Origin of the sequence: Halorubrum tropicale, assembly GCF_001280455.1 — an archaeon.
GTDB lineage: Archaea > Halobacteriota > Halobacteria > Halobacteriales > Haloferacaceae > Halorubrum > Halorubrum tropicale.
This window is the reverse complement of the sequence record NZ_LIST01000008.1, coordinates 130,902-139,129: the sequence shown is the minus strand read 5'-3', so window position 1 is coordinate 139,129 and position 8,228 is coordinate 130,902. Positions and strand designations below refer to the sequence as shown.

Annotated in this window: 6 protein-coding genes; all 6 read left to right on the top strand. The window is 57.0% G+C overall.

Annotation, left to right across the window (positions count from 1 at the left end; translation table 11 throughout):
- The first annotated feature begins 849 nt into the window (after nt 1–849).
- The 6 genes from AMR74_RS15715 to cas5b all read left to right on the top strand — a co-directional run bounded on the left by AMR74_RS15715 (nt 850) and on the right by cas5b (nt 8,211).
- Entirely contained in the window at nt 850–1,203 is a 354-nt protein-coding gene (locus AMR74_RS15715) for a helix-turn-helix transcriptional regulator (RefSeq protein ID WP_053772994.1), read from the top strand.
- Nucleotides 1,204–1,978: 775 nt separating this feature from the next.
- Nucleotides 1,979–2,953 carry a deoxyhypusine synthase gene (locus tag AMR74_RS15710; RefSeq protein ID WP_053772993.1) on the top strand — a complete coding sequence of 325 codons (975 nt, stop codon included), beginning with the start codon at nt 1,979–1,981 and terminating at the stop codon, nt 2,951–2,953.
- Between the two features lie 395 nt (nt 2,954–3,348).
- Complete coding sequence (gene cas6, locus AMR74_RS15705; protein ID WP_077152398.1) at nt 3,349–4,155, top strand: CRISPR-associated endoribonuclease Cas6; 807 nt, start codon at nt 3,349–3,351, stop codon at nt 4,153–4,155.
- Nucleotides 4,152–6,305: a type I-B CRISPR-associated protein Cas8b/Csh1 gene (cas8b, locus tag AMR74_RS15700; protein WP_053772991.1), complete on the top strand. Its 2,154-nt coding sequence runs from the start codon at nt 4,152–4,154 to the stop codon at nt 6,303–6,305. Before cas6 ends, cas8b begins: the two co-directional genes overlap by 4 nt.
- The gene (gene cas7b / locus AMR74_RS15695) at nt 6,302–7,420 is read left to right on the top strand and encodes a type I-B CRISPR-associated protein Cas7/Csh2 (protein ID WP_053772990.1); all 1,119 of its coding nucleotides are present in this window, start codon (nt 6,302–6,304) and stop codon (nt 7,418–7,420) included. The genes cas8b and cas7b overlap by 4 nt, the downstream gene beginning before the upstream one ends.
- The gene (cas5b, locus tag AMR74_RS15690) at nt 7,420–8,211 is read left to right on the top strand and encodes a type I-B CRISPR-associated protein Cas5b (RefSeq protein ID WP_053773003.1); all 792 of its coding nucleotides are present in this window, start codon (nt 7,420–7,422) and stop codon (nt 8,209–8,211) included. The genes cas7b and cas5b overlap by 1 nt, the downstream gene beginning before the upstream one ends.
- Nucleotides 8,212–8,228: the final 17 nt, after the last annotated feature.

The window sequence follows — 8,228 nt, the reverse complement described above, 5'->3', positions numbered from 1 at the left end:
ATGTGACAAGAGAGCCGGTTTGTGTCTCGACTGCATACTCACTCGAGATTGACTGCTGGGAAGATCCGATCCCCTCTCGTGCTGATGGAAAATCGTCACAAGGGATTCTTCAGGACTTTGCGACCTTGTTCGACTGGGGATAGTGTGGACACTGTTCTGTGACCACTCAGTCGGTGACTCGCTCGCGAGTCACAGCGATGAGCAGCCACAAGAACAGCCATGCGAACAGAAACACGACGAGGAGCCCRGTTGGAGACAGGGCTCCAAGCGGACTCATGACATCGGCTAACACAGGGAGTGAGAGGAGAAAAATAATGCCGGCCCCTACGCTCCCACCGAGGCACTCAAGGAGTGGCCAGACTGCGGTGTCACCCGTCTCAATGCCGCGATCTGGGTGGTGGTGCGACTCTGCGCCCGCATAGCTTGGTGTGGTCATACATACCACCTATCGAAACCTACATATTTGATCGTTATAAATCTGTCCCCGAAAGACTCAGAGAGTGAACAGGCTTCTTAGGCTGATTTCGGTACTGAATGAGCCGTTCCGCTCTACAACTGGCGATGTGACGAAATCGATAGACAGGCCAGGGTTGACATCGACATGATGTGGGCTCTGGATTCGCTTGTCCGCGACGGCTCCTTTCTTATGTAACATTTACCGTTCCTTGTTCCCGGATTTCTACATAAGGAATTGGTTTACAATGTCGATTGAACGAAACCGAAAAACGCCCGTTGCGGGTTTGTCGTGCTACCGAGTGGGAGAATTGGCACAATAATCACGACCGATACCATAACAAGTGTGAGCAATAGAGAGAACAATTATAATGGATACACGTTAGCTGTTGGAATATGAGCGCGTCACAGGGTGAAACCGATCTCTCGGAGGACGAACGTGCGGGTCTTGAACTGATCCGCGAGACGGGTGGGATTCACCAGAGCGATTTTTGGAAAGAGCTGGGCGTCTCTTCACGAAAAGGAAGCCGACTAGTCGAAGGGCTTGAGAGTGCCGAGCTGATTCAGCGTGAGGAAACGGTGTACGGAGGCCAACGGACCTACTATCTCGAACCAACAGCATCTGATCGTGACTTTTCACTACTGATGGCGGGTGATATACTCTCGCCATTTATTGGTGAAGAAGAGGTCGATCCGCAGGCAGACGCCTTCTCCCAATGGCTGATGAACCTCACATACGAGGAAGAGTGACTCTGCTCTCGAGGGCTTCTGACAGCTCTTAGTCACCAACTCTCATACTTTTGTATTGGAATCTCTCGCATAGGGAGTTCGCTGATTACACCGATAATCAACACACGAGGTCGTTGTTTAACCAACGTAGATCGGGGGATGGTCCAGTATGTTGGTTAATGTCGCTCACTCTCATGGAGAACTGCTGAAAAGACCTATCGCCAATGGAGTCTGTTATTTCACTTGAAGCAGTGGTGTGTTGGTTCAATACTGCCCCTCCACCGTTTCCGAAGCTTTCGTTGACGAGCAATCGTGGGAACCCACATACCACCATGTCTGAAGCTATTCACTAGAGAACAAGGGACTACTGTTGTGTTGAAATCCGATTTTCCAGACATTCTCGTCCGAAACAGTCGGTCGACGAGGGCTGCGAACCGAACGCTAACCGTGAAACTATGATTTATAACCTATTCGTCAGTAATTTCGAGTATGAATAGCCAACTCAAGTGGGGTATTGGAACTCTTATTCTTGGCGGAGTCGGTCTTGTTCTTCTCGGATTTACTGGTGTATTTCAGAACCTGTTCGGGCCAGATATCCAAAACAGACCGGTCAACTTAGTCGCAGTTGGAGGATGTCTTCTGCTCATCGCGTCTGGAGTCGCAACTATCGTCCAAACTCGCCGTCCTAATTAATACAGTCTCTTTAGAGTGTAAAAATCCCAACTGCTGAGGATTTCAACAACGGCTTGAAGACCAATTCCGAGTTCTTCAAACCGGCGTCAGATTATCCAGTAGTATGGACACAGACGACTCTCACAGCGACGTCGTTCCTGGGAGTGATGAGGAACCCGACACGCCGGATGTTGGTGGCTACGACTTTCGCGGAGAATTTGATTTTGACGAGATGCTCGACGCGTATGGGACAACGGGGTTCCAGGCGACGCAGCTCGCAGAGGCAATCGACATCGCCGAACGCATGCAGGAGGCGGACGCTACTGTCTACCTCACGTTCACGTCAAACATCATCTCGTCGGGGCTGCGCGAGACCGTCGCGTATCTCGTTCGAGAGGGGTATGTTGACGTAGTTATTACGACGTCTGGATCGCTGACCGAGGACGTGATCAAGACGGCAAAGCCATTCAAAATGGGAAAGTGGGACGCAGACGAGGCATCACTCCGTGAGCGCGGGATCAATCGGCTCGGGAATCTCTTCGTTCCTTCTGACCGGTATGTGTGGTTGGAAGAGTATCTGTATGATTTCTTTGAGGACTTTTTCGCAGAGGAGAAAGTGAGAACACCGACATCGTTCGCACGCGAGTTAGGTGAAACTCTGGAGGATGAGGATTCGGTTCTGAAGCAGGCGGCAGACAACGACGTACCGGTGTACTGTCCAGCGTTGACGGACTCCGAGGTTGGGAACTTCCTTTATTATTACCGTCAGGGGTACGACTCAGAAGTGGGTATTGAGATATTGGACGACTATGACTCACTGATTGAGGATGGGCTGCTGGCGGACGCGACGGGGCTCATCGCGGTGGGTGGTGGAGTACCGAAACACCATGCAATCATGACGAACCTTTTCCGGGGAGGAGCGGATTACGTGGTGTATATTTCAACGGGGATGGAGGGTGATGGGTCATTATCGGGAGCACCGCCGAACGAGGCAGTTTCTTGGGGGAAGATTAAAGAAAATCAGACGAACTACACACAAGTGGAAGCAGAGGCAACACTTGTCTTCCCACTGCTTGTGGCGAAAGCATTCAAACAATAACCTCTCAAACGCCCGTTTCGGGTCTGCTATGCTCTCGAGTGGCTGTAATAATCACGAGCAAATCCCTGCTAAACTCAGAGTCGGCCAAAACGGTTAACACACATTGAGATAGGACTCAATATCCTCAATTGGGTGCGCATCTCGGATGAACTGTTTGTAGTTCTTAAACTTGGGTGAACTCTATTCGACTCAGAGAGACGTTCAAATCGATGGTTGTGGCTTGACGAGGCATCCGATCTGTATCAGACGAACGCCACCACGGTTGAAGTTACGAGTGTGGTGCCAACACCGTCATAAGTTTCAGATGAACTTCAGTGAGATGGGTGCTCACATGTACTTTCCATCAGGGAAAAGAATAACTACCGTAGGATAAGTAGATAAATCAACATAACGCTGTGAGACTACTAGCACGGTTACACGCGCGGTCTGGTGCCGCATACGACAACGCGTATCATCACAAGCTCCGAGGTCGGATCTGGCGAGCGTTACAAGACACGGAGTACGAACAGTATCATGACGAAAACCGCCCACCAGGATTCAATTACAGTAACCCCTTCCCGCCGGGAGATATGCAGGAAGGGGACGAGCGAACTCTGCTAATTTCGGCCCCCCAAGAGCAACTACTGGCCGATGTTGCAGAAGACCTGACCGCCGATCGCGAGCTCAATATCGGCCAGATGCCGTTCCATATCGACGAACTCACGTCACTGTCACCGGATGTCGGCGAACCAGGGAGCAGCGGAACGATCGAGACTGGCACTGGACTCCTCGTGCGCATCCCACCATGGCGTTGTGACGATTATGGAATTGAGAACCCCGGCGAAGAGGCGGTGTATTGGCAGCCAGAACACACAATCAAGCCACTGCGCGAGCAGGTCGAAGCGAATCTCGACCAGAAACACGATCTGTTCAGCCCGGAATACCTTCCCGGCCCAAGCGACACTGAGGGCGATCTCTTCGAGGGATACGAGCTACTGAAGACGTTCGCCGTCCCGCTCCAGGTAACCGCAGATCAGGAGCTAACCTTCGTGCTCTCGAAGTGGCAGTTCAATTACACTGTCCGAGACGATGACCATCGACGCCACCTCAACCTCGCGTTGGACTGCGGGCTTGGGGAACGAAACGCGCTGGGATTGGGCTTCTGTAACTTGGTCGAGAAACGTGACCCGTACGGCGACCCCGCGGCGGAGGTCCACGGATGAGCCTGCTTCCGGACCCATCGACGTTTGAGGAGCGTTACAGCGACGACGAGAAGTTGGCGAGCGAGCTTCCGGATCGACCGATCACCTCTCTACGCGATCTCCAGTACGTCTACGGCCGCCTGTACACGCTTGCGACCACCGGCGGCGGTGAGTACGCGGCCTATCTGACACCGGAGAAATCCACGGATCTGTTCGGCGAGCCGGAGAGCCTGCTCTACCTCCGCATCGATCTGAGCGGCGACGAACCGCGCCTCGACCCCGGCCAACCGGTTGGCGTCGAGAGATACGGCGAGGAGAAAGTCGAAGCAGTTGCCCATTCTTGGTTCAACGCTGCCGCAGGGTTCGATCACAGCGTCACCCATCGGACAGGCAAGAACAAAGAGCCGGAGAAGGTCGCAGAGTATCTCCATGAGCGACTCACCGCGTGGGCGGCCGACGACGTGATCCAAGAGGCCGCTGCCGACCACGAGGATGAGTGGATCGTCGACGCACTCGCTGTACTCGGCGAGAGTGAGGGGCTGAGAGAACGCATCGAAGCGGCCGTCGACGAACAGCTCGACGGCAAGACCACAGCACTCACGACTGTCGCAGTCAAACTCGAGCCTGACGGCGAATCTCTCCTCCCGGGCGAGGCGAGTTCCGTGTTCAACGAAGCGATGCGAGCGCGCAAGCGATCGAAGCTCGTCTCGAAGGGAGAGGCCACGGACTCCATCGGTGAGGCAACCGATCTCGTGACCGGCAATCGAGGCCCCACTGTCGGGACAGCTGAGGATCCGCTGAACTACTTCCTCGGCAAGCAACTCGAGAAGTTCCCCGGGTTCGATCCAGACGAGGCGTGGCGGACGCACCCAGTCTCGGAAGATGTCGCAGTGACGCTGATGAACGCGAGTACGTTCGTCGACGCCTGTGACTACTACACGATGGGAGCGAACGTCTACTATCTCCCGTACTTCTTCGGACGGCTCGGTCCGGCAGGCGCGAGGGACCTCTACGGACTCCTCTACGACCTAGTACAAGCCGGAGAGATGAGCCCGCTAGAGAGCGCCTACCGAAGCTACCAGGACACCCCGCGACTGCAGGAAGTGGGAGAACGCTTCCGGTTCTACGTCGCCGCGGTGATGGAACACCAGACGAAGCGCTTTGACGTGTTCGGCGACAGCATGGACGGGACGCTATTCTCGCCCGTCGAGCTCACTAGAGCTCACCAGCGGGTGCTCCAGTCGTGGCTGTACGACGCGGAGGGTGACGCCGACCACCCTGACCAGGGGCTTCGAGCCGCGTTCCCGACACCGGACAACTGGGACATCTTCGTTCCGGAGGAGTCGGCATTGCTGAGCACCCTCGCAACCGGCTGGTACTTCGAACAGACGTTCGCGCCGGCCGATGACGACGACGCCAGCGCCGACGACTACCGGATCCGTGCGCTCGTGGCTGTGCTCTCGGGCGAACCGCTCGATGTCGAGCCGGTGCTCACAGAGTACGTGGAACGACTGCTCGAGGACGAGGGAGAGGAGTTCCCGAGCTTCCGTGTCTCGGCACAGTACGCACAGCTCTGTGCGCTCGCCGAAGCGGGGCTTCTCACCGGACGCGACGCATACGAACCGGTCGCAGAGCCGCCGCAGTTGACACACGACTATTCGACACACGATATGCAACAGGACACACCAGCCCGAGCTGACGGCGGGAACGTCGCCGCGGCTCGGGAGACGAAGCTCGAACAGTTCCTAGAACAGACGCCGGCGCTCGCAGAGGATCAGCCGGAACGGCGTGGCAGTTTCCTCCTCGGTGCACTGGTCGGTCAAGTAACCGGGTACCAGCAAGTCAGTGAGGGGCGCTCGACGACGCTAATCGACCAGTACCCGATCAAGGCCGTCACAGAGTCGAAGCTGAAGCGCCTTGCCAGCGACGTGCTCGACAAGAACATCGTCTATTCCCGGGAGAACAATATGGCAGGGACGATGTACAGCGAGGTTGTCGATCGACTGGTAACGACGCTCCCCCAGATCGATATCGACGGCGACTGGGAACTCGACACAACGGATCTTCGATTCTACTACTCGCTCGGAGTTGCCTATGGGATGAACAACTGGGCGAGCAGCGACGACGAACAGGCCGGTGACCAGCCCGCAGCCGAGGAGGAAGAAGCATGACCGACGACACATACGCCGACGACAGCTACGAACCAGTAACGAACCGATCAGAGATTGTCTTCTGCTACGACGCCGTCGACGCCAACCCGAACGGAAACCCCCTGAGCGGGGCGAACCGGCCGCGAATCGATCCCGAGACCCAGCAGGCGATCGTGACGGACGTCCGGCTGAAGCGCTACCTCCGTGACCAACTCGACGACGACGGCCACGGCGTCTACGTACGGAACGTGAAAAACGAGGCGGGCAAGCAATCCTCGCGTGAAGACCTGCTCGCCGACCGGATGCGTGAGCTAGACCCAGACGACTGGGACCTTGGCAATCTCGCCGACGAGGAGGCGGCCGACCTCCGTGAGGAAGTGTTCGGAACGTTCCTCGACGCCAGCGCCGACGTGCGCTACTTCGGCGCGACGATGAGCGTCGACATGAAGGGGAACTACGAGGGATTCGAGGACTACCTTCCGGACCACTTCACCGGCCCCGTCCAGTTCTCGCCCGCGAAGACACTTCACCCCGTAACTGAGAACGAAGAGTACAACAGCCTCACCAGCGTCATCGCGACGGGCGAGGGGAAAGAGCAGGGTGGATTCGATCTCGACGACCACCGTATTCAGTACGGCTTCATCGCGTTTCACGGACTGGTCGATGAGCATGGCGCCGCTGACACGAAACTCTCTGAGGCGGACGTCGAACGTCTCGACACCCTCCTATGGCGCGCGATCAAGAACCAGACCATCAGTCGGAGCAAGGTTGGCCAAGAGCCACGACTCTACCTCCGTGTGGAGTACGAGGACGAGAGCTTCCACCTCGGCGGGCTCACTCGCGATCTCGACATCGACGAAGAGCGCTCGGCCCCTGTGGACGAACTCCGAAACGTCCGAGAGTTCACGCTCGATGGGACTGAGCTCGTCTCCCGGTTGGGCCGCCATGCCGACCGTATCGCCCGCGTTCGTGTCGTCGCCAGCGACGTGCTCGACGTGACCGTCGGCGATGAGGTCTACACTGCGGGCGACAAGCCTAGCGAGCATGGCTTCTATGACGTGCTCCGCGAGGCTGTCGGCGACGCGGTCGAGGTCGTCGAAGTCTACGACGAGGCTGCCGCGACGATGCCCAAGTGATGGCCCAAGAGTCACTTGAGAGCTGGACCGACGAGGGCGACGGGCTCCCAGAGACGTGTCTCTCGTTCGAACTCCACGGAGAGTGGGGCCACTTTCGACGGGTTGAGGGAAACATCGTCAAACAGACGTACCGGATCATTCCCCGGACGACCGTCGCCGGCCTCATCGCCGCGATGCTCGGACTGGACCGAGACAGCTACTACGGGGCGTTCAGCCAGAACGTATCGGCTGTCGCGGTGGAGCCGATCGACGAGCTCCGAGCGATTAATATGCCGATGAACACGCTCTCGACGGCCAAAGAGCACATGACGACGATGCCCAGCCGCGGGCATGCACGGATCTCGATGCCGGACCCGTCGGAACTCCGCCAGCAACACAACTACGAGATGCTGGTCGAACCGGCCTACCGTGTCGACCTTCAGCTCGCGAACGACGATCTCCGAGGCCGACTGCAGGACCGACTCCGCGATGGGACGTCCTACTACCCGCCGAGTCTCGGCCTCTCGGAGCATCTTGCAGAGGTCACGTATCTCGGCGAGTTCGAGGTAACGCCACACGAGCGCGAGACTACCAATGTCGATTCGGCGGTACTCGAAGCCGTCGATAGCGTCGAACTTACCCCTGAAACGGAGGTCAAAGTCGAACGGTCACCGGCGTTTATGACGGCCGACGAAGGTGGTCGGACGACGACAGCGTTCCAGTCGATTGCGTACGCAACTGGAGCGGAGCCACTCCGAGTACATGATGTCAAGACCCACGGGGTCGACGGTCGACGGGTGATGTTCTCGTGAGCCGCGAGGGGGCGTAG